Annotated in this window: 21 protein-coding genes; 6 read left to right on the top strand and 15 right to left on the bottom strand. The window is 69.0% G+C overall.

Going from position 1 to position 19,669, the window contains the following annotated elements; genetic code table 11:
• Positions 1–59: 59 nt before the first annotated feature.
• The 12 genes from K3N28_RS06000 to K3N28_RS05945 are packed head-to-tail and all read right to left on the bottom strand — an operon-like array spanning position 60 to position 10,291.
• A complete protein-coding gene (locus K3N28_RS06000) occupies positions 60–2,789 on the bottom strand; it encodes a LysM peptidoglycan-binding domain-containing protein (RefSeq protein ID WP_228091581.1) in 2,730 nt (909 codons plus the stop codon).
• Positions 2,786–3,283, bottom strand: a complete 498-nt coding sequence (locus K3N28_RS05995; protein ID WP_228091580.1) for a hypothetical protein — start codon at positions 3,281–3,283, stop codon at positions 2,786–2,788. The genes K3N28_RS06000 and K3N28_RS05995 overlap by 4 nt, the downstream gene beginning before the upstream one ends.
• The gene (locus K3N28_RS05990) at positions 3,280–3,732 is read right to left on the bottom strand and encodes a TadE/TadG family type IV pilus assembly protein (protein WP_228091579.1); all 453 of its coding nucleotides are present in this window, start codon (positions 3,730–3,732) and stop codon (positions 3,280–3,282) included. Before K3N28_RS05990 ends, K3N28_RS05995 begins: the two co-directional genes overlap by 4 nt.
• A gap of 1 nt (position 3,733) precedes the next feature.
• Positions 3,734–4,141 carry a TadE/TadG family type IV pilus assembly protein gene (locus tag K3N28_RS05985; protein ID WP_228091578.1) on the bottom strand — a complete coding sequence of 136 codons (408 nt, stop codon included), beginning with the start codon at positions 4,139–4,141 and terminating at the stop codon, positions 3,734–3,736.
• 14 nt (positions 4,142–4,155) lie between these two features.
• Positions 4,156–4,344 carry a hypothetical protein gene (locus tag K3N28_RS05980; protein ID WP_228091577.1) on the bottom strand — a complete coding sequence of 63 codons (189 nt, stop codon included), beginning with the start codon at positions 4,342–4,344 and terminating at the stop codon, positions 4,156–4,158.
• A 43-nt stretch (positions 4,345–4,387) separates the two neighbouring features.
• Entirely contained in the window at positions 4,388–5,239 is an 852-nt protein-coding gene (locus tag K3N28_RS05975) for a hypothetical protein (RefSeq protein WP_228091576.1), read from the bottom strand.
• Positions 5,236–6,144 (bottom strand): type II secretion system F family protein, encoded by a 909-nt coding sequence (locus K3N28_RS05970; protein WP_228091575.1) that lies wholly within the window; start codon positions 6,142–6,144, stop codon positions 5,236–5,238. The genes K3N28_RS05975 and K3N28_RS05970 overlap by 4 nt, the downstream gene beginning before the upstream one ends.
• Positions 6,108–7,400 carry a CpaF family protein gene (locus K3N28_RS05965; protein WP_228091574.1) on the bottom strand — a complete coding sequence of 431 codons (1,293 nt, stop codon included), beginning with the start codon at positions 7,398–7,400 and terminating at the stop codon, positions 6,108–6,110. The genes K3N28_RS05970 and K3N28_RS05965 overlap by 37 nt, the downstream gene beginning before the upstream one ends.
• Entirely contained in the window at positions 7,397–8,182 is a 786-nt protein-coding gene (locus K3N28_RS05960) for a hypothetical protein (RefSeq protein WP_228091573.1), read from the bottom strand. The genes K3N28_RS05965 and K3N28_RS05960 overlap by 4 nt, the downstream gene beginning before the upstream one ends.
• Entirely contained in the window at positions 8,182–8,838 is a 657-nt protein-coding gene (locus K3N28_RS05955) for an SAF domain-containing protein (RefSeq protein ID WP_228091572.1), read from the bottom strand. The genes K3N28_RS05960 and K3N28_RS05955 overlap by 1 nt, the downstream gene beginning before the upstream one ends.
• A 29-nt stretch (positions 8,839–8,867) precedes the next feature.
• Positions 8,868–9,746: a hypothetical protein gene (locus tag K3N28_RS05950; RefSeq protein ID WP_228091571.1), complete on the bottom strand. Its 879-nt coding sequence runs from the start codon at positions 9,744–9,746 to the stop codon at positions 8,868–8,870.
• A complete protein-coding gene (locus K3N28_RS05945; RefSeq protein ID WP_228091570.1) occupies positions 9,728–10,291 on the bottom strand; it encodes a hypothetical protein in 564 nt (187 codons plus the stop codon). The genes K3N28_RS05950 and K3N28_RS05945 overlap by 19 nt, the downstream gene beginning before the upstream one ends.
• Positions 10,292–10,464: 173 nt before the next feature.
• Between K3N28_RS05945 and K3N28_RS05940 the strand changes: the two genes are divergently transcribed.
• Both K3N28_RS05940 and K3N28_RS05935 read left to right on the top strand, forming a co-directional pair.
• A complete protein-coding gene (locus K3N28_RS05940) occupies positions 10,465–11,475 on the top strand; it encodes an IclR family transcriptional regulator C-terminal domain-containing protein (RefSeq protein ID WP_228091569.1) in 1,011 nt (336 codons plus the stop codon).
• Between the two features lie 103 nt (positions 11,476–11,578).
• A complete protein-coding gene (locus tag K3N28_RS05935; RefSeq protein WP_228091568.1) occupies positions 11,579–12,139 on the top strand; it encodes a hypothetical protein in 561 nt (186 codons plus the stop codon).
• 36 nt (positions 12,140–12,175) lie between these two features.
• On the opposite strand, the gene K3N28_RS05930 is transcribed toward K3N28_RS05935, so the two are convergent.
• Positions 12,176–13,744 carry a pentapeptide repeat-containing protein gene (locus K3N28_RS05930; protein WP_228091567.1) on the bottom strand — a complete coding sequence of 523 codons (1,569 nt, stop codon included), beginning with the start codon at positions 13,742–13,744 and terminating at the stop codon, positions 12,176–12,178.
• 337 nt (positions 13,745–14,081) lie between these two features.
• On the opposite strand from K3N28_RS05930, the gene K3N28_RS05925 reads away from it, so the two are divergent.
• From K3N28_RS05925 to K3N28_RS05910, 4 genes are all read left to right on the top strand, one after another.
• The gene (locus K3N28_RS05925; protein WP_228091566.1) at positions 14,082–14,885 is read left to right on the top strand and encodes a hypothetical protein; all 804 of its coding nucleotides are present in this window, start codon (positions 14,082–14,084) and stop codon (positions 14,883–14,885) included.
• Between the two features lie 239 nt (positions 14,886–15,124).
• Complete coding sequence (locus K3N28_RS05920; RefSeq protein ID WP_228091565.1) at positions 15,125–16,585, top strand: serine hydrolase; 1,461 nt, start codon at positions 15,125–15,127, stop codon at positions 16,583–16,585.
• Positions 16,582–17,565 (top strand): sensor histidine kinase, encoded by a 984-nt coding sequence (locus K3N28_RS05915; protein WP_228091564.1) that lies wholly within the window; start codon positions 16,582–16,584, stop codon positions 17,563–17,565. Before K3N28_RS05920 ends, K3N28_RS05915 begins: the two co-directional genes overlap by 4 nt.
• On the top strand, positions 17,562–18,218 hold the full coding sequence (locus tag K3N28_RS05910; RefSeq protein ID WP_228091563.1) for a response regulator transcription factor: 657 nt from the start codon (positions 17,562–17,564) through the stop codon (positions 18,216–18,218). Before K3N28_RS05915 ends, K3N28_RS05910 begins: the two co-directional genes overlap by 4 nt.
• 329 nt (positions 18,219–18,547) lie before the next feature.
• Here K3N28_RS05910 and K3N28_RS05905 read toward each other — a convergent pair whose 3' ends face one another.
• Both K3N28_RS05905 and K3N28_RS05900 read right to left on the bottom strand, forming a co-directional pair.
• Positions 18,548–19,426, bottom strand: coding sequence for a GNAT family N-acetyltransferase (locus K3N28_RS05905; protein ID WP_228091562.1), 879 nt, complete (start codon positions 19,424–19,426; stop codon positions 18,548–18,550).
• 86 nt (positions 19,427–19,512) lie between these two features.
• Positions 19,513–19,668, bottom strand: coding sequence for a hypothetical protein (locus tag K3N28_RS05900; RefSeq protein WP_228091561.1), 156 nt, complete (start codon positions 19,666–19,668; stop codon positions 19,513–19,515).
• Position 19,669 lies beyond the last annotated feature (1 nt).

Here is a 19,669-nt window from a genome sequence, read left to right as displayed (position 1 = left end):
CCCTTGCGTCAACCCAGCCCTCACTTCACGGCCGCACTACCAACAATCTGGAAATCTTCCTAGGCCCAATCAGATTTACCGAAGACGGCGAGGTTCACACCGGGCCCCTGAGGTTCGGGCTGTTGGAGAGTCCCATTGCCAGTTTGGTGTTGCGCTGAGGGGTCGATTACGGCTGCGATGCGTGCGCCTCGGTCACGGAAGTGCTGGCTGGAAGCCTTGTCACTATTCATCGCGTAGAACTCGGCGAGTTGTTCACACAGCCGCACAGCGGCGTCACGGTACTGGTCGCGGAGCGCGCGGACCGCGTCGGTGTCGACGTCAGGGGCGAGGTCGGCAGTGTAAAGCGCGAGGGCTTGCTCACGATAAGCGGCGGTTTCGTCGGGGTCAGTAGCGAGCGCAGCGGCCTGTTCCGCGTCGTTGAACTCGTCAAGGTCGATGGTGAAGCGGTGACGTTCGAGCTCGTAGGTCTCGGTAGCGCGGTCGTAGGTGTAGAACTCGGCTTCGGTGTCGCCGGTGGCCTCGCGCAGGGCGCGGCGGGTGTCGATGGCGACGGCGGAGAAGTTGTTCTTGGCGCGATCGATCTCGACCATGTCGCCGACGACGCCTTCGAGGAGTTCGTCTCGGCTTATGGGGCCGTCAGCGCAGGCGAGGACGGTCAGGAAGGCGCGGGACCGGCGGCCCTTCTTAAGCGGGACCGGGTGGTCGTCGAGGTAGGCGTCGGGTTGGCCGAACAGGCACAACCGCAGCACTGGATCAGTCTCTGGCCGCGTAGGAGCGGCTGCTCCGGCAACGTCCTCAAGGCTGTCGAAGTGCTCGGCGGGCTCGTGGAGGGAGCCGTCCTCCAGCTCGGTGTCGCGTACGGCGAGGCCGACTAGGGCTGCTGCGGTGGTGCTTTGGTCGGCGATGTGGAGCGTGCGGAGGTTGGCGTCGGCGGATCGGCCGTGCGCAACCTTGATCGTGCCGTCGGCTTCCAGGACGAGACTGGAAGGGGTCCAGTGGCCGAGGATGAAGGCGCTGCGGCACTCGGCGTTGAGGAACCGCTCAAGCATCGGCCCGGTGGACTCGTCCAAATCGGTGTCGGCGCACACGATTACCGTGTCAGCGTCGTCGGCGGTGTCGAGTGCGTCGTCGAGCCCGGCGGTGAACTGCAGCTGCTGTGAAGCTGCCCCGGTGCCCAGTTCCAGGCGCAGGTCGGCGGCTTCAGTGACCAGGACACGGGCGCCGGCGCTGACGGCGGTGAGGATCGCGGCTCGTGCGGCTCCGCGCTGGCCGGGCCCGCGCAGTCCCACTCCCTCGGCGGCCAGGTCGCTCAATGCGACCGGTGCCCGGTCAGTGTCGACGGCGACGACCGGGTCCGCGAATTCCAGGGCCTCGCTCGGCTCGGGGTGGGGCTGGGCGAGTTTGCGCGCTTCGGTTTCGATGATCGCTTCGAGGTCGGAGAGGCGACCGGTCATCACCTCGTCTGCCAGCGGGGCCGAGTCGCGCTCGCCCCGGGCGTTGCGGCGGCGGCGCAGGCGGTGTGCAATGGCGACCACGGTTCCGGCAGCCAGGCACGTGCCGGCCGTCAGCCACACCCCGAACGGCACCATGGTGGTGAGCGATGTCCCCGACTCGGGTGAAGGTTCCGATTCGGTCGTTTGGGGGTCGGTCAAAGCTGGAGGCGGGCTCGACTCCTCAACGCTCGCTTCGGTGTCGCCTTCGTCGGGTTCGGCCGGTTCGCTCGGTGGTGGTTCGTAGACCTCGCCCTCGCCGTCCGGGGGTGCGGGCGGCGCCTCGTCCTCGGGGGGACGATCTTCGGTCTCGGTGTTCGGGATGAGGAGTTGCCAGCCGTCGTGGATCTCGTCAGGGTCGGCGAAGTGCCCGCCTTCGAAGGTGCGGTCCTTGTTCAGTTCGAAGATCTCCATATAGCGCGTCGGGTCGCCCAGGTGCGTCGCGGCAATGTCCCACAAGGTCGGGTTCTGCGGTCCTACAGTCACCACGCGCAGTCCGGTCACTTCGTCGACCGCAGGCGTGGTCCCGATGTCGGGAACGAGCAGCGCCCATCCGTCGAGGACCATCCCCGGCCGGGTCAACCGAGCACCGCCGCCAAGGTCGCGGCCCCGGTTGAGGTCGAAGATCTCCATGTACCGGGTGCCGTCACCCAGGTATTGCTCGGCGATGTCCCACAGGGTCGGGTGCTCGGGTCCGACGGTCACTACTCGCAGCCCCGTCCCGTGGTCGGTCGCGGGCTCGGTGTGGGCCGCCGGTTCGGCGTTGGCGCTCGGAGCTGCGACCGTGTCGATGCGCCAGACGAGTGGCCGGACGCGGCCGTCGCCGGCGGGCTCGGTGTCGTCGAGTTCGAGGCTGGTGGTCGCTTCCGCAGGTGTGGCGGCGGCCGCCTGGGTAGTGGCGGGCCAGAGGGCAGCGACCGCGCCGATGAGGGCTCCGGCGAGCCAGCGGACCGGGCTGGCCGCGTCCTTAAGGTGGGCGGGATCGATGCCCCAGCGGAGCGCGTGGACGGCTTCGCGCAGGACGATCAAGGCCAGCCAACCCCAGGCCGCCCAACCCGCGAGGGCGAGGGCGCTGGTGAGGAACTCGTTGGTGAACAGGTGCGGATACTTCCATGCCGACTCGCTGGGGAACGGCGGCGGCCACCCGAACGCGGCCAGCAAGATGAACGGGACGCCGAGCAGCAGTGCGGCGAGGCCGAGACCGGCGACGATGCCCCAGGCGGTGCGGGCGGCCAGTGAGGGCAGCCGGACGGGTTCGGCCCGGTGCCTGCGGTGTCCTTCGGTGGCGATTCTGGTCATAGCCCGTTCCTTCCTTGCATCGGTTGACCGGCGAAGGCGGCGGGTGTGTCGCCCTGGTCGGGCTCGGCGGTGGCGGTCGCGGTGACGGTGAAGGCGCTGAAGCCGACGGCCGAAAGGATCTGCGTGTCGTAGGTCGTCTCGGCGGTGACCGTGACGTCGGCCCCGGTGGCGGTGACAGTGCCGTCCATGCCGGTGGCGGTGAGCCAGGCGCGGGCGGCGGCTTCAGCCTCGGGTGGGTCGAGCCGGACGATCCCGGACTGGCGGAAGTAACTGACGTCGATCGCGTCGGCCCCGGCCCGCGCGGATTCGGCTGCGGCAGTCGCGACGCGGGCTTTGGCCGCTGCCGCGCCCCCGCCGTCGATCGACAGGCCCACCGCCGCGAGGAGCGCCACCAGCAGCGCCACGGAGAACGCGGTGGCGAATCCCTGGTCGCGTCGCTCCGGCTGCAGCAAACGGTGCGGGCCTGGTCTGCTGAGCAGGTCGGTGTTCCTCATGGTGTTTCACTTCGCCATTGGTCGACCGGCGAGGACGCCTCGGCGGTGAGCGTGCGCCCGTCCAGGAGCGGGATCCCGGTGCCGGTGACCGTGCAGGTGAGGGTGGCAGTGAGGGTGCCGCCGGGCGTCAGGTCGCCACTGATGCCGATGGCGACCCCCGAGCAGTGGGCGGCGGAACCGGCCGCGGCGGCAGCCTGCGCGGCGGCTTCGGCCTCGGCCATGGTCCGCTCGATGGTCGCGGCGCGGACGGCGGCGTGCGCGGCACCGTCGACGTCGATCTGGGCCAGAGCGAGCTTGCCGCCGCCGAAGGCGAACATCATTACCAGCACCAAGACCGGGGCCATGATGACCGCCTGAAGCATGGCCGAACCGGCTTGGGGCGGCAGGGCGCGCTGGCCGAGGCCGGCCCCGGCCCAGGGTCCCAGCAGATAGGGGTCGTAGGCGGCCATGTCAATCGCCTCCTGCGGGGACGAAGCGTTCGCGCGGTCCTGTCGCCGATGCTTCGACCGGCCATGCCAAGCCCGGGATCAGGGAGGGGGCTTCGCCGGTGACGGTGACGGTGACCGTCTCCGCGCCCTGGTCGACCGTGATCGCGGCGATGGTGAGCGAGCCACCGGCGTTGCGGCCCAGCGACGCCGACCCTTCGCCGGACGCCGCCGCCACGGAGCCGTCCTCGGCCCGGCCGGTCGCCAGCGCGGTCTGCGCGGCCGCGGCGGCGACATGATGCGCGTGTGCCCAGATACTGACCTGCATGACGGCGAGGACCAGCAGCATCATCACGCTCGCGGCGATGACGCCCTGGATGGTGGCCGAGCCGCGGTCGGGGCGCTGCCGTTCCCACAGCGGTGTGGATTCCATATCGGTTCACCAGCTCAGAAGCTGATGGCTCCGGCGGCGGCGAGCACGGCTCCGGTGATGATGGCGGCGGCAGCGAGTGCGCCGACCACCATGGCTGCGGTGTAGCCGACCTCGTCGGGCATCCCGCCGCGCGCCGGTGCCGACCGCAGCTCGGCGATCCAGATGCGCACCTGCAGGAGCGCCAGCGTCCAATGCGTGCTCATTTCGAATTCCCCCGTTGCAATAGTGATAGGCAGATGCGGTCGCTCAAAGTCCGTTGAGGACGTTGGCGATGGCGGCGTAGACGATCAGGATGATGAAACCGAGCGCGGTCAGGACCGAGGGCAAGCTCATCTGCTCGGTCCGGGTGTTGCTCAGCGCTTCGTCGTCGGCCATGCGGGCGGTGCGCAGGGCTCGGGACCGGTCGGTCAGACTTTTTCGAATGCGGGCGCCTTCGGTACCAGCGAGGCCGGTGGTCGCGGCGAGCTGCTGGTACGCGGGGACGCCGATCCTCTGCCCCAAGGCCCCGAGGGCTTCCCACGGTGTCTGGTGCAGGACTGCGGCCCGATCCAGCGCGGTGCTGATGGCCGCGAACTCCTTGCCTCGCCCGGCGCTGGCGGCGGAGTGGAGCGCGGATTCGATGCCGGCCCCGCCGGTCAAGTTCAGCGCGCACAAGTGGAGGTAGATCGCCAGTGCCCGGAGGTAGCGGCGGCGCTGGTCGTTCGCGGCCGACCGGACGGCGGCGCCCACGAGACTTGCACCGAGGAACGCCAGGCAGCAGGCTCCGGCGAGCGTGAGGATCGGCGAGAGGCCGAACGCGATGAGCAGCGCCGCCACCGCGAATGGGCAGGCGACCGCGATCGCGAGTCGTCGCAGGTAGATGCGCTCGGGCAGGCCCGTGATGATCAAGTCGGCGCGGATCCGCACTGAGGGCACGCCCAGGCGTCCCGCAGTGCGTTCCATTGCGGACCCGGCGGGTGTGTGCGCCTGGGCGCCGACATGCTCCAGGTGCTCGATGGCGGTGGCGAGGGCGGGCCGGGCGGGGCGCAGCGCGGTCCAGACGCCGGAGATGCCGAGGCCGAAAACGGCACCGAGCGCGATGGCGAGGGAAAGCGTCATGACAGCGCTCCTGGTTCGATGTCGTGCCTGAGGAAGGAAGGGGGCTGTTCCTCGGCGACGAGCTGGTGGATCCATGCGAGCCCGAGACCGGTGCAGCCGAAGGCGATCGCCATCACCACCTGCCCCATGGGGGTGTCGTAGGCGGCGAGGAAGTCGCCGCCGAAGGCGATGAGCCCGGCGGCCATGGCGACCGTGATGCCAGTGACGACGCGCGCCGAGGTGCGGATGCGGGCGCGTGAGGTGTGGATGCGCATCCGCATCGCGGCCTCTTCCCTGGCGGCGGTAGCGAGGTTGTCGAGGACCTCGGCGAGGTTCCCGGCCCGCTGGGCGGCCTCAACCAGCGCCATGACCGTCAGGTCGCAGGTCTCATCGTCGACGCGGGCGGCGAAAGTTCGCAGCGCGGTCTCCAGGCCCACGCCTGCATGGAGGTCGGTCACCAGATCGGTGATGGCCTCTTCGAGTGCCGGTGGTGCGAATCGGGCCGAGGAGGTGATGGTCTGCTCCAGGCCGGCTGCGGCGGCCAGATTGTCGCGCAGGCCCTCTACCCAGGAGGCGATCGCGTCGATCTTCACCAGTTCGGCCCGGTAGGCGGCGTCCCCGCCGAACAGGACGGGGCCGAACCAGATCAGCGCCCCCGCGCCGATCGCCGCGACCGGCCATCCGGTCGCGGCCCACACGGCCGCGATGGCGGCCCCCGTCGCGGCCGTACGGGCGAGCGGCAGGCGATGGCGGGCCTTCGGCGCGGCGTCGGCCCCGGCCCCGCCAGGTGCAGCCGCATCGACTGGCTGCAGGCGGCCAGTGGCCGCCAGCACGAGGCCGACCAGGGCCAGCCCGAAGACCGCCCCCAGGAGTGTGGCGAGCACCGGGCTCATGTCGTCCACCGCCCTGCGCGCGGCCGGGTCCATCCAGCCTCGATGAGCCGCTCGGCCCGCTCATCGCTGATCGACCCGGCCCAGTGCGCCCCACCGGGGACCGGCGTCCACAACTCGTTCGTGGCGACCATGGCCCCGTCGGCACCGCGGACTTCGCGGATCGAAGCGATATGGCGGCCGTGCTGCGGGGTGTGCCGCAGCTGAACGATGAAGTCGAGCGCGATCGCGATGCGCTCGGCGGTCGTCTCCGGATCATCCCCGGCAGCGCGCGCGTAGGACTTGAGCTTGGCGACCACGCCGGCGCTGGAAGAGGTGTGGATCGTCGAAAGGCTGCCGTCCTTGCCGTTGGACATGGCCTCCAACATCACCGACGCCTCAGCGCCGCGGACCTCACCGACGATCACCCGGTCAGGCGTCATCCGCAAGCTGGCCCGGAACAGGTCCGCGGCCGTGACCGCACCTTGGCCTTCAATGTTCGCGTCCCTGGTCTGCAGCGAGACGACGTTGCCGTGCCGATCGTCCCTGTGCAAACCCAGTTCCCTGGCATCCTCGATCGTCACGATGCGCTCCCAGGGAGGGACGAGCCCGGCCATGGCCGACAGCAGCGTGGTCTTGCCCGAGGCGAAAGGACCAGCGACGATCGCGTTGCAGCGGGCCAAGACGATCGCGCGCAGGAAATCGGCGATCTCACCGCTGACCATGCCATTCGCGGCCAGGTCCTCCAGGTCGGCGCTGATAATGCGGTGGCGGCGGATGGAGACCGATGGCCGGTCGGCGACGTCCATGATCGCGTGCAGGCGTGACCCGTCCGGCAACTCGAGACTGAGCTCTGGGGCAGCGTGGTCGAAGCGGCGCCCAGCGGCCGAGGCCAGCGAGCGCACCAGCGCGACGAGCGCCTCGTCAGTCGCCGCAATCGGCGCGCCTTGGACGGGCCGGGACCCGGCTCGGGTGATCCAGACGTTGTCGCAGCCGTTGGCGACGACGTCCTCGATCGTTCGATCGGCCAAGAGCGGAGCCAGTGCGCCGAGCCGACCCAGCCGCGCCTCGACGCTTTGGCGCAGCCGCCCCTGCGCCGCACCAGTGATCGGAGCCTGGCCCCGCTCCCGCATACGGGTCTCGTTGAGCTCTCGCATGGCCGCGGCGACCGCACCAGTGATGGCCCCGGCGCGGCTCGCTTCGTCCAACTGGGTGGACTGGGCCAGTCTGGTGTTCGCCTTGGCGAACAACTCAGCGACCAGCGCCTCGTTGCCCCCGGCCTGCTCTGCTGCGGCATCGATCAAGTCGGTCATGCCAGCCCACCTGCTTCGGTTCCGGCAGTGCCCACAGGCAGCTCGGGCCGCGACGGCATCGCAGCTCCCGAAAGCAGCACGGCGGCCAACTGCTTCCATTCGGCCATGGCCCGCCGACCCCGCCACGTCAGCGGGTCCGGGGCGATCGGCTCGACCCGGCCGAGCGCGCCGATGACCGGCAAATGCACATCGGCGGCCAGAAGCAGGTCGGCGACTTCGCCGGACGAGTACTCCCCGGGTGCGACCGCGACCGCGACACGGGCACCGAACGCTTCGGCCTGGCGCAGATCGCCCAGGCGCGAACGCAGATGGGCGGCCCCGGCGAGGGAACCTTTGACCACCACGAGCGTGGCATCGGCAGCGGTGACCAGCGGCCAGGCGACCGAACCCCAGTCGAGCCGTCCCACATCGGCGATCGTCCACACCCCCGGCCGGTCCAAGACCTTCGCCCCCGGAGCGGCGATCGTCGGCAGCGCCGAGCGGACCCCCGCACCCCCCGGAGCTGCGCACACCACCCGCACCTCGGCGCCGGCAACCTGAATCGTCTGCACGCCCTCCTCGAGCGCTTCGGGCTCACTGGTCCCGAACTCGGCGGCAGCCGCGGCCACATCCGTGAGCCCGGGCCGGGAGTGAAGGTGCCAGTAGGCGGCGATATCGCCTCCGGACGGATCGCACTCCACCACCGTCGGGCCGGGCACCTGGGGCCAGGTCACAGCCAGCGCCAGTGCAGCGGTTGTGACCCCCGGGGAGCCGCTCAGGCTCGCGATGGCGATGAGGCCCATCAGTTCCCACCACCTTCCGCCGAGGCCTGGCCACCGGTCACAGCAGGGGCCGTGACGACGACGAGCAGCGAGGTCGGCTCGACGCCGGCCAGACCGACCGCGTCAGCTTCGGCCAAGGCCACTGTGATGAGCGCGCCCCCGGTGTCGGGCACGGTGACGCGGTGCGCGACAGCGCTGGCTTGCCAGATCGTGCCGTCGGCGGCGGTCGCCATGACCGAGACCGACTGGCCCGCCTGCAAGGTCTCGGGCCACCGCCCGTCCGCGGCCAGCACGGTCGCCTCCACTTGCCCGGAGGAGGGAGTACGGGCCTTGCCGATCACCTCGGCGGTGACGAGCGCTCCGGCCGCGAGCGGGATCGCCACCGTCTGGCCGACCACGGCATCAGCTTCCTCGGCCGACATCGCGCGGAGCCGCAGCACGGCATCCGCGTCAACGGTCACCTCGGCCAGATCAGCGCCGGATACGGTCTGGCCCGCTGCCAGCGGTGCGGCGGTCACGAGGACTTGCACCTGTTCTTCCTCGGTCGTGAAGGCCAGGAGGCCGAAGACCGTCGCGGAAGCGAGCGCGGCGACGATGCTCACGCTGAGCACCAGTGCCCTGCGGGACATGCGCTTTTGCGCCCGCGGCGGTGATCCTGAAGTCGACGATTCATCCATGTTGTTCCTTATCCCCCGTTCGTTTTGCGCTAGCGCTGGACCAGCGATTGCGACTCGATCACCGGCCAGGTGGCCGACGATGTCGTGGTCATATCCGGGGCCGTGCCCGACGCCCCGCCCCCTGACCAGCGGATCTGCCAGACCACGGTCACCGCGATCCGCAGATCTGACTCGGAAGCATGCTCATAGACGTAGCCGCAGTCCGGCGACGCCTCGGTCTCCCCCGAGGCTGGCGTCCACGCCGTACCCGGTCCGGTGCATGTTTCGGTGTCGCCGTTGCCCATCGACCACGACGCTGATACCGGCGTCGCGGTCGCCGTCACCGTCAATCCGGGAACGGACGCGCTCGCGCTCTGCTCCGCCCACGAGGACTCAGTGACCGCGAGCCAGACCGGCAGCTGCACCAGTTGCATCGACTCGGGCGAGGCGTTCATGACCGGACTCGGCAGGCTGAGCCGGTCGATTGCCCGCTGCGCGAGGAGCTCGGGACGGATCTGCACCTGGCCGTCCGCGCCTTGCTCCAACCACTCGCCCGACTGGATGGTCGAGCCGGACTCGGTCGTGCAGGTCTCGACCACCAGCACATACACACCGCCCTCCGGCCGGGGGCCAGCCAGAGGGTGCGAATCGGCATCCGTGTCGACGATCTTGGAGGTGCAGTCGGTCAATCCGCCCGCATCCTCACCGGAAGCACCGCCGCTACCGTTCCCGCCGGTGACATCCTCACCTGAGCCGCCATCGGATCCGCCGGGACTCCCAGGGACCTCCACTTCGACTTCGCAGGCATCCGCATCGTCCGAGCAGTCCGGGCCCAATGGGCCCGCCAGAGCGGACTGCGGCAGCACCGCGATGCAGAATGCCGCTGCGAAAACGACGACGGCGAATCGCTTTACGGATCGGGCGAGCATGATCCGAAGTCCTGCACTGCCATTACGGTGACCATCCAACGCTGATCGACGAACTCCATGCGCGCTTGCACCTCCTGGTATCCGTACTCCTCGCCGGCCACCGGGTTGCCCTCGGCGTCGAGGACCTGCGTGTCGGTCGAATCGGCGCAGTCGGTGACGACGACCTGCTGGACCTCATCTGTGAGCAGGCTGTCCTTGATCGTGATGTTGTGCCTGAGGGTTCCGGCACCGTGGACGCCCTCGTCGAGCCCGCGCTGCTCGATTGCCTGGGCTTGTTCGAGGGCTTGTCCCGAGGCGATGGCCTCGAAGTCGGAGAAGTCGCCGTCCGGGGCCGCGAAAGCCGCCATCACGGTGTCCCAGTAGCGGGTGTAGGCGGCGATAGCGGCCTCTTCAGGATCATCGATCTGCTCGGGGGCGGGGGTCGGCGCGGTGGCCGGAGTGGTCGGATCGGTCGGGCCATCGGAGGCGTCGCCGGTGTTCGTGCAGGCAGTGGCTGCCACGAAGACGGCAGCGAAGCCAAGAACGGGGAGTCGTACCAGGTTCAACGAGGTAGCATAAGCAGTCACGCAAACAATGCTGTCGGATGACCGACAGTTATGGAAGGGTCATCATCGACGCTCATTTTGGGGACCACCCAAAAACTGCGACGTTTCGACTCGCAGCTCCCATTGCCGATCAAGGCACGGGCGCTAGAGGCGCGGGCCCGAGGGAGTGAGTCATGGATGAGCTCGATCATCCCCGAACGCGCGGCCACCGCGTGCAGTCCTCCGAGCGCACGTTCCGGATCCTCGACGCGGTCATCGCCCACCCCGGCCGCACGGTGAAGCAACTGGTCCGGCTGATGGGGGATGCGGTCCCCGAGCACACGCTCCGCGATCACCTGCGGGTGCTGATCACGAGCCATTGGGTGCACCGGTCCCCGGGTGGCCGTCTCGTGCCCGGGCCGAAGGCCGGATCCGGCGGAGTCGAGGCAATCCGTCTCTTCCAGCAGTTGACTCGCATCCTGCCTCCCGCCCGGCCCGGTCTCGGCATCGAGGACATCGTCGCGGTGCTCGATGCAGCGCCTCACGCTGTGCAGGCGGCATTGGACGTCGGCATCGAGTTCGGCTGCATCGCCGAAGAAACGGGCACCTTCAGACTGCGCCCGGATGGATTGCTGCTGCCGCCGTGCACGGCCTCGGACGAAGACATCGGCGCCGTCCTGAAGGAGTTCACCGCCGAAAGCGGGCACGACGCTGCGCTCGTGCACCTGTCACAGGAGCAAGGCCTGATCCTCTCCCATCTCCATCGAGCTCCCGGCCAGGAGTCCCTGCTGGAGGACATCGGAGCCGACGCCGCCCACGCCACTGCCAGCGGACAAGCCGTACTCACGTGGCTCGACCAGGACCAGCGCGAACGCTACCTCGCACGCCACGGCATGCCGCGGTTCACCAGTCTGACGCCGACAAGCGCCGACGAGCTGGAGCCGCTCCTGGTACGCGAGCCCGGACGGCTGTTCGTGGCCGAAGGCCAATACTGCACTGTCGGATCCTGTCTCGCACTCTTGGTCCACACCGGACCCCGTACCAACGACCGGATCGCTCTGACAACATCGGTATGGCGGCGCAACCTCGAGTCCGAAAGCGTACGGCTCACTACGCACTTGTACCGCGCAGCAGCCCGACTGATCCCGATACTCGACGGCCCGCTCATCGAATTCGAGGTCCGCCACGGTCCACCGCAGGACTAAATGCTTGCCTCAGTTGGCGGGTTTCTTGTAGCAGATGATGGCAGCGGCCAAGGCGAGGAACAGGGCGAGTAGGTGCCCGTCTCGCTCGAGGTTCGCCGCCGGGATGAGCAGGGCCGACGGCGGGCTGTTCCGCTCGGTCAGAACCTGGACCTTTGAGCCCGACGTCTCGCGATCAACCGTGTGCGGGCCGGTCAGCGAGTCCTCTATTGAGGCGCAGGCTAGCACCATCGATGCCCGCTGGTGCCCAGCCAAGTCCACCAGACGTGTCGAGATGGCCAGCATCGCCTGGGTGAGGGTTCCCCAGCGCAGCGCGTTTGCGATGATGGAGAGGAATGTGAACTGCTGGATGGGACGGCTGCCCGCGATGCCTGGAACGACGCGTCCGCTACCTGAGAGGTACCCCGATGCAGAGAAGGTCGGCCGGTTTCGTCTCAAGGACCTGGAGATTTTCGGCCTTCGCATCAGGATGACGATCACCCCTGGAGAAACGACCGTGGCGCTCTGGGAGCTTGAGGAGGGGCACCCCAGCATGTGGATCAGTACGGTCTTTCGTATCGATGCTGAACCGCCCGTGATCCGCGTCAGCCACAAGTACGAGGATCGCTTGACTTGGCCTCAACGTCACACGCTTGCGCGGCTCGCCTCGGAGTTCTGGATGTCCTGACCCCGACCATGCGTTCGCGCCACGTCAGCTTCGGTGTCAAGTGGTTGGAGCGTGAGACGTAGGGGCGAGGTCGGTCTTGGGGTCAGGAAGCGGGATGAGTCGCAGGGTGGTCAACTCGTTGATGGTGGTCCATCCGGTAGGCCAGATCCTGTCCGAGGGCAGGTAGTCCCCGAGTGCAGCGGTCGCGTCGGTGCAGTCGACGGCGGCGTTCTTACCGAGGACGGTCGAGGAGAAGTCGACCCGGCCAGTGAACTTCGCACCTCTGAAGGCCGCCAGGGCGTCGAAGCGGGCACCGCAGCAGGTCATCTGGCCCCAGACCTTGATGCGTCGGAAGCCGGCGATTTCGGCGAACTGTGCGTCGTCGAAGGCCACGTCCTCATCGAAGTACGCATCGTTGAACGAGGCCGAACCGCAGCATGTGATACCGGTGAAGAGGGCGTTTCGGCCGAACTGGGCGCCCTCGAAGGAGACTGCTGCGCCGAACGAGGCGCGCCCGAACACTGCCCGGTCGATGAAGCTGGTATGGCTGAAGCCCGCATAGTCTTCGAAGGTCGCCGAGGTGAATTCGGCCTTGAACACCCACTTCGAGTTCGTGAAATCGGCGGTGCTGCCGAAGTTGCTCTTGCTGAACCGGGCGGTGTTCAGGAATTTGGCGTGGGTGAAGGTGACCGGTCCGGTGAAGGTCGACGAGGAGCTTTCGAAGGGGCCTTGGAAGACCGTCTTGGCGAAGTCGGCGCTGACCTCGATGGTGAGTGAGTCCATGGTGCACTCGTCGGCGAAGAACACGCCGGTGAAGTCGACCGGCCCCTTGCCCTGCGCGCCGGTGAAGGTTGCCGGACCGGCGAAGCGCGCCTTCGTGAAGTGGGTGGTGCCCCAGAATCGAGCCCGGCGGGCACAGAAGTTCGGGAGGAGGCAGTCGGTGAAATCGGCATCGACCAAGTCAGCTCCGCTCAGGTCAATGCGCCGCAGCTCCCAGTACTCCGGGTTTCCGCTGCCCACCGCGGTGGTCGGCGTTCCTTCATAGGGGGCCCGCAGGTGTTCCAGGAGGAGGCGCTGGACGAGGGCGCGGACGTCGTCCTGCTCAGCAGGGTCGCCTACGCGCATGCGCAGCAGCGAACACCAGACTTCGACGATGTCCTCGCGTAGATCGAGGTGCTCGCGTCCGAGCCGATCCAACGCCTTGACCCCGGCGATTCGGGCAGCGACGCTGTCGGAACTGAGCATCGCGCACGCTTGCTCGAATTGGTCGTTCACCTGCCGCTGGCGGGCCTCGACACGGTCGAACTCGTCCTTCTTGACCTGGAACGCATGCTGCTCGCGCTGGAGCTCCAGCGACTTGGCCTGCAGCTCCTTGGACTCCTCCTGGAAACGGAGCGCCTTCCACTGAATCCACAGCGGGGGCCCTATGACACTACTGACAAACGTCGCCAGACCAAAGGTGATCACCCAGGCCAACCGGATCGCATCCCGCTGAGCTGCCGGGTCGCCCTCTGCCTGCGGCACGATGGCCCTGAACACGATCAGGCCACCGGCGGCCACGAACAACACCCCACCGGCGATCAAGCAGGACCAACGGATCCTCGCTGCGCGTCTGCGCTCCTTCATGAGGAACAGTCTTACCGAGCTTACCGACAGTCGTGGAACAGGGTGCCCTTTTTGCACATGCAGGTTTTATTGGCGTGCTTGCCATCCCGATATCTCGAGCGCTTCGACAACTCTGACTGCAGGGAGTTCAACCCGCCGGTGTCATGGGCGGCAATGCTTCTGGGCGGTCTTCGTTCCTTGCTTCACATGTATCAGGACCGGTGGTGTTCGTTCAAGTCAGGCCTCTGCTCCAAGCAGCTCCCCAACCAAGACACATTCTTAGCTTGATTTTTAACCTCACTCCCGTCGGCGGCGGTGTCCGCAGTGGGGATCGGTGGTGATGTGGCCCGACCGAGGGGTGTCCTCAATCTTTGTCGTCGATCTCCGCGTCCCGTCCCAACTCGCGCTGTCGCCGGACGGCCGCTGGGGGGCCTATACGGTCAGATCGGTCGCGAGAGGCGCCGAGGAACTATGGCTCGCGGCCGCTGACGGAAGCGTCCCGCCCCGAAAACTGGCCGAAGGCGCCTCGCCGCGCTGGTCGCCGGATTCGGCCACCATGTACTTCCTGCGCGAAGGGCAGCTGTGCCGGATCGCCGAGAGCGAGTCGGAGACGCTGACCGCCTGGGACGGGGCGGTCTCGGACCATCTGCCGCTGACGAACGCGGTCGTCTTCCTCGCCGAGGACACGGCCGCAGTCGAGGGCGTCCGGATCGGGAGCGAGAGCCTGCACCCAAGGCGGCTGCGGGTACTCGACCTGGAGAACGGAGCGGTCAGGACGCTTGGGCAGGACCATGCCACCGCGGTCGCGCAGCGCCCGGACGGCGGACCGCTCGCAGTCATCTCCTGGCCGACGCCCGAATTGGACCCCGGCGCGCTCGAGCCGCAGCTTTCCCTGCTGGACCCGGAGACTGGGTCCGTCCACGATCTCGGCCGGGCCGGCATCGTGGCCTCCTCTCCGGTCTGGTGGGAGGCCGAGGACGGCTGGCATGTCGCCAATCTCGCCTACACGGAGCCGGTCGGCGGCCTCCCGGTCTTCGATGTGGCGATCGCGACGGGAGAACATCGCAATCTGACGGCCGGCATGAAGGCCTGCCCGGTCGAACTCGTCCAGGCCGCGTCAAGCGCGCCGCCGGTGGACGGACCTGGACGGGGGTCGGACTGAAGCGGGCTGCTCGGGCGTTCAGCACCGCGGCGGCGGACCCGTGCCACACCGCGCCGACCGCGTGTCGGCTGATCGTCCCCCGAGGGCTTGGGCCAGCCCGGGTCCGGGAGCGGTTCGGGCTTCCTGCGCGGACCCGCACTGCCTGCGCGGCGACCCCTGACTTTCGTCAGGGGTGCGCCGCGGCCGTTTGGGTCTTCGGGCCGAGGTCACGGCGCCCGAGAATCCATACGGTTCAAAGCATGCAACCGAGCACGCCGCATCGACCCGTCGCCCCACGACTCCTCCGAGCCCTCACCGCCACCGCGATCGCTGCGACCGCAGCGGTCGGTTTCGCTGCCCCGGTGCCCGCCGCCCCCGCGATCGAGCCGACCCCCGAGGCCATCGACGCCTACATGAGCGACGTATACGAGGCCACCGGCGTCCCCGGCATCTCGGCCGTCGTGACCCGCGACGACCAGATCGTCCACGCCGCCGGGTACGGCCACGACGCCGACGGCACCGAGGTCAGCGCCGACACCCCGATGCGGGTCGCCTCGGTGTCGAAGTCGTTCACCGCCATGGCCGTCATGATCCTCGCCGAGGAGGGCGCGATCGCGCTCGACGAACCGGTCGCCGACCAGCTCCCGGGCTTCACGATGGCCGACCCCCGAGCCGAGGAGGTGACCGTGCGCCAGCTCGTGAACCAGACCTCCGGGCTCAAGGACACCACGATCGACGTCCGCGAACTCGAAGACGCCGAGTCCCTCGAGGACTATGTGGCGAAGCTCGGCGACGACGCCCTCGCCGCCGACCCCGGCACCGCGTACGCCTACTGCAACGCCAACTTCAACGTCGCCGCGCGACTGGTCGAGGTCGCGAGCGGCCAACCGTTCGAGGCGTTCATGCGCGAACGCGTCTTCGCGCCCCTCGGCATGGACCACAGCGCCACCCGCGATGAGCTCGTGCGACCGGCCCTCGGCCACAACTCCCTGTTCGGCCTATGGATCGCCCGCGAAGAGGACGACGTCATGCTCGACAACTCCGGCTCTGGCGGCATCATCACCAGCGCCGCCGACATGGGCCAGTGGCTCATCAGCCAGAACGGCCACGGCCCGCAACTGGTCAACGAGGCCGGCCTGCGGGAGATGCACACGGCCTCGGCGGTCGAGGAATACGGGATGGGCTGGAGTGTCGAAGACGACGGCACGCTCGTCCACTCCGGGAACCTCATGACCTACAACGCTGTCCAATGGATCGACCCCGACAGCGGGTACGGCATCGCGGTGCTCACCAACGGCGCCGGCATGGCTGACGCCACCTGGACGGCCATGGAAGGGCTAGCCGCGCTGACCCGCGGTGAGACCCCGGCCGAGCCCGGTGGCGACGCCCTCGCCCAGTCGATCCTGGCCGCGGCGACTGCGGCGGCGATCGCGCTCGGCGCCACCGGGATCGCGCGCTCCCGCCGTTGGGCGGCGAAGCGCGCCGGCACGGCGGCCTGGCGGATCGGGCTGCGCCTCGTTCCCGTCCTGATCCCCCTGGCGTTGTTCCTCTCTTACCCGTCGCTGGTCTCGCTCGCCTCGGGCGGGCGCACCGTGACCTGGTCTTCGGTGTGCTATTTCGCGCTGCCGCTCACGCTCGCGCTGCTGTGCGCGGCGCTCGCGGGAGCCGCGACGGCGATCGCGCGCCTGCTCCGGCTGCGGTCGGTAGGCTCGGCCGCGTGAGAGGCGCGGCGCTCTTGGCGGCCATCGCACTGGTCGGCCTGGTCGACGGGGTGGCGACGTTCGCGCTGCCCATGTCGCGGCAGGCCCTCCTCGTCGCGGTGGCCGCCGCTGCGTACCTCCACGGCTGGCGGCTGCAGGCTCGCCACGGCTGGTGGATCCTCGGGGCCGTCGCGGCCGTGGGGGCTTCACTCGGTCTGGTCGCCGACCGGGACCCGTTCATCACGCTGATGACGTTCGGATCGTTCGTGGTGCTGCCGTGGCTGATCGGTCGGTTCCGCCGCCAGCAGGCCGACCTCCTCCAGGCGCGGGAGGCGCGGGTCGCGCAGCTCGAACGTGAACGCGAACTCGTGGCCGACCGGGCCCAGGCCCGCGAGCGCGCCCGCATCGCCACCGACATGCACGACTCCCTCGGGCACGAGCTGGCCCTGATCGCGCTCCGTGCGGGCGCCCTGGAACTGGCGCCGGACCTGGTCGAGGCGAACCGCGAGGCCGCGGCGGCACTGCGGCGCAACGCGGTCGACGCGACCGACCGGCTCCGCCGGACCATCGGCGTGCTGCGGCAGGGCCCGGCTCCGACCGATCCCGCGGACGAGACGGTCGAGGCACTGGTCGATCGCGTCGTGGCGGCGGGCATGACGGTGGCGCTGGAGACCGAGCCGGTCCGCTTGCCGCCCTTGGCGGCGCAGGCGGCGCACCGAGTGGTCCAGGAAGCGCTGACCAACGCCACCCGGCACGCCCCCGGCGCGGCGGTGACCGTCAGGGTCGAGGTGCGGGAGGGGAGGGTGAGGATCGTGGTGCGCAATGGCGCGGGCGCGGCGGCGGCCGGTGCGGACGGCACCGGGAGCGGCCTGATGGGCCTGGCGGAACGGGTGCGGCTGCTGGGTGGCGCCTTTGAGGCCGGGCCCCGCGGCGGCGGGTTCGCGGTGGAGGCGGTGCTGCCGCTCGCCGAGGCGGGCGGGCTCGTGGAGGAGGGGCGATGATCCGGGTACTGCTGGCCGACGACGAGGCCATGATCCGCGGCGGGGTGGCCGCCATCCTCGCCACTGATCCGGAGATCGCGGTGGTGGCCGAGGCCGGGAACGGCGCCGGGGCCGTCGGACTCGCCCGCGCGCACCGCCCGGACGTGGCCATGCTTGACATCCGCATGCCCGGCATGGACGGTCTCGCGGCGGCCGCCGAGCTGCGCCGCGCGGTTCCAGAGACCGCGGTGATCATGCTGACGACCTTCGACGAGGACGCCTACGTCGCGAGGGCGCTCGCGTTGGGCGCGAGCGGGTTCCTGCTGAAGGCCGCCGATCCGCGCGAGCTCATCATCGGGGTGAAGGCCGTCGCCGACGGGGCCGCGTACCTGTCGCCGGGGATCGCCCGGCGGGTGATCGCGCAGCTGCACAGCGGGAGGCTCGACCGGATCGAACCGGCCCGCGAGCGGGTCGCCGCGTTGACCCCTCGGGAGCGGGACGTCCTGGCGGGCGTGGGTCGGGGCCTGTCGAACCAGGAGATCGCCCGGGAGCTGAACATCTCCGAAGGAACGGTGAAAGCGCACGTGAGCGCCGTCCTCGTCCGGCTCGGCGCAAGGAACCGGGTCCAGGCGGCGATCACCGCGTACGAAGCGGGCCTGACCGACCCGTCGTGAATGGCCCTTTGCAGTGTTCGCGCCGTAAGACCGGCGGGTTCATGCGGGCGAGGAGGCGCCGCTGCGGGTCGATGTCGGCGGCCCGATACCGAGCGCAGGGCACGCTCGATCGCTGACCCTGTCGGCGGTTCCATTCGAGGAGGACAAGCTGACCCTTACAGGACACACTCCAGACTGCATCTAGGTGAGCGTCCCGAACCGCCGGTGATCCTCAGCGAGCATCACCTGCCGGTGCTTGTGACTGCTTTACGACTCCTCGTCTCGGCAAAGATTGCGTGTCTATCAACACTTCGGGGTCGCGTACGCGGCCGGGCCCGGCCCTTATTCGGTCAGAAGGCGACTTTGTGAGTGTGAAGAACGCTGAGCGAAGCTAGGCCGTCTGACTGGCACAGCCGGTCGGAGGCTCCACCGATTTCGGTCTGCAAGAGCTGGTAGGCCGCGCCGTGTTCGTGGCCCCAGGCCATTGCTGCGTTCCAGAGGGAGCGGCCGTAGCCGTTGCCGCGGTGCTCGGGGAGCACCGTGAAGTACTGCGGGAGCAGGCGGGGAACGCCGAGTGAGTCGGGGAGGATCCGCATGGGGCCGATCGCGCCGACGATCTGTGCAAGGTCCCGGACGGTGAGGATCGGGCCGTCATTTAGGCCTTCGACGAGTCGTGAGGCGAGGAAGGGGAAGCCGTCTTTTGCGCGGGCGGCGAATCCGGCGAATGAAGCGCGGGCACCCGGGGGCTGGTCAGTGAGGGCGTCGACGCCCCAGCCCGGGAAGGGGGGTTCAGTGTCGGGTTCGAAGGTCTTGAGCTGGATGCGCACCGCACGGTCAGCTGCCGTCTCGGCGGTGTCGGTGGTGAACCATTTCAGGCGGGCGCGGTCGGTGCCGTGATCGGCGGCGGCCTTCGCCGCGAGGTCGGCACCGCGCGGCTTCGCCTGGTCGAGGTTGCCGTAGCAGTACACGTCCACGGTGCCGGGTCCGCTCCGGTCGAGCACCGGCACCAGAGCGAAGTCGTCGCCCGCGGTGATGCGGTCGGTGAGGATCGCGTCCTGCTTGAGCCCGCCCCACACGCGAGCCTTATCGAACGGCAGGAACCCGCCGGTGCCGTTGTTGTCCAGCACCTGCTGCCACAGTTCGGGGCGGCGCTCGTGGGGGTGGATCGGGCCGAGCGTGGGGAGGTAGCTGGTGGCGGTGATGCGGTCGGCGAGATCCGTGTGGGTCATTTCAGGGATGCTATCGGCAGGGGAGGGGCCCCGGCGTGTAGGCGACACCGGAGCCCTGTGTACGGATGGGGATCGGTCATCTTCTTCTAGTAGGGGTTGTCGTCACCGGCGTTGCACGAGCACGCCGCGGACTCCACGAGGGTGTCCATGTCAGCGACGAATTCGATCGTCGTCTGTTCCTGGTCGTCCTCGCTGTCCTTGGCGAACGGCTTGCGCTCCAACGTGATGGGCATAGCAGCCATG

The organism is Glycomyces sp. TRM65418 (assembly GCF_019710475.1).
GTDB lineage: Bacteria > Actinomycetota > Actinomycetes > Mycobacteriales > Micromonosporaceae > Glycomyces.
This window is presented reverse-complemented; position numbering and strand designations above follow the sequence as displayed.

Coding starts and splice junctions, on each gene's coding strand:
- K3N28_RS06000 (WP_228091581.1), bottom strand. CDS start 2,789: ATGACCAGAATCGCCACCGAAGGACACCGCAGGCACCGGGCCGAACCC.
- K3N28_RS05995 (WP_228091580.1), bottom strand. CDS start 3,283: ATGAGGAACACCGACCTGCTCAGCAGACCAGGCCCGCACCGTTTGCTG.
- K3N28_RS05990 (WP_228091579.1), bottom strand. CDS start 3,732: ATGGCCGCCTACGACCCCTATCTGCTGGGACCCTGGGCCGGGGCCGGC.
- K3N28_RS05985 (WP_228091578.1), bottom strand. CDS start 4,141: ATGGAATCCACACCGCTGTGGGAACGGCAGCGCCCCGACCGCGGCTCG.
- K3N28_RS05980 (WP_228091577.1), bottom strand. CDS start 4,344: ATGAGCACGCATTGGACGCTGGCGCTCCTGCAGGTGCGCATCTGGATC.
- K3N28_RS05975 (WP_228091576.1), bottom strand. CDS start 5,239: ATGACGCTTTCCCTCGCCATCGCGCTCGGTGCCGTTTTCGGCCTCGGC.
- K3N28_RS05970 (WP_228091575.1), bottom strand. CDS start 6,144: ATGGACCCGGCCGCGCGCAGGGCGGTGGACGACATGAGCCCGGTGCTC.
- K3N28_RS05965 (WP_228091574.1), bottom strand. CDS start 7,400: ATGACCGACTTGATCGATGCCGCAGCAGAGCAGGCCGGGGGCAACGAG.
- K3N28_RS05960 (WP_228091573.1), bottom strand. CDS start 8,182: ATGGGCCTCATCGCCATCGCGAGCCTGAGCGGCTCCCCGGGGGTCACA.
- K3N28_RS05955 (WP_228091572.1), bottom strand. CDS start 8,838: ATGGATGAATCGTCGACTTCAGGATCACCGCCGCGGGCGCAAAAGCGC.
- K3N28_RS05950 (WP_228091571.1), bottom strand. CDS start 9,746: ATGCTCGCCCGATCCGTAAAGCGATTCGCCGTCGTCGTTTTCGCAGCG.
- K3N28_RS05940 (WP_228091569.1), top strand. CDS start 10,465: ATGGATGAGCTCGATCATCCCCGAACGCGCGGCCACCGCGTGCAGTCC.
- K3N28_RS05935 (WP_228091568.1), top strand. CDS start 11,579: ATGAGCAGGGCCGACGGCGGGCTGTTCCGCTCGGTCAGAACCTGGACC.
- K3N28_RS05930 (WP_228091567.1), bottom strand. CDS start 13,744: ATGAAGGAGCGCAGACGCGCAGCGAGGATCCGTTGGTCCTGCTTGATC.
- K3N28_RS05920 (WP_228091565.1), top strand. CDS start 15,125: ATGCAACCGAGCACGCCGCATCGACCCGTCGCCCCACGACTCCTCCGA.
- K3N28_RS05910 (WP_228091563.1), top strand. CDS start 17,562: ATGATCCGGGTACTGCTGGCCGACGACGAGGCCATGATCCGCGGCGGG.
- K3N28_RS05905 (WP_228091562.1), bottom strand. CDS start 19,426: ATGACCCACACGGATCTCGCCGACCGCATCACCGCCACCAGCTACCTC.
- K3N28_RS05900 (WP_228091561.1), bottom strand. CDS start 19,668: ATGGCTGCTATGCCCATCACGTTGGAGCGCAAGCCGTTCGCCAAGGAC.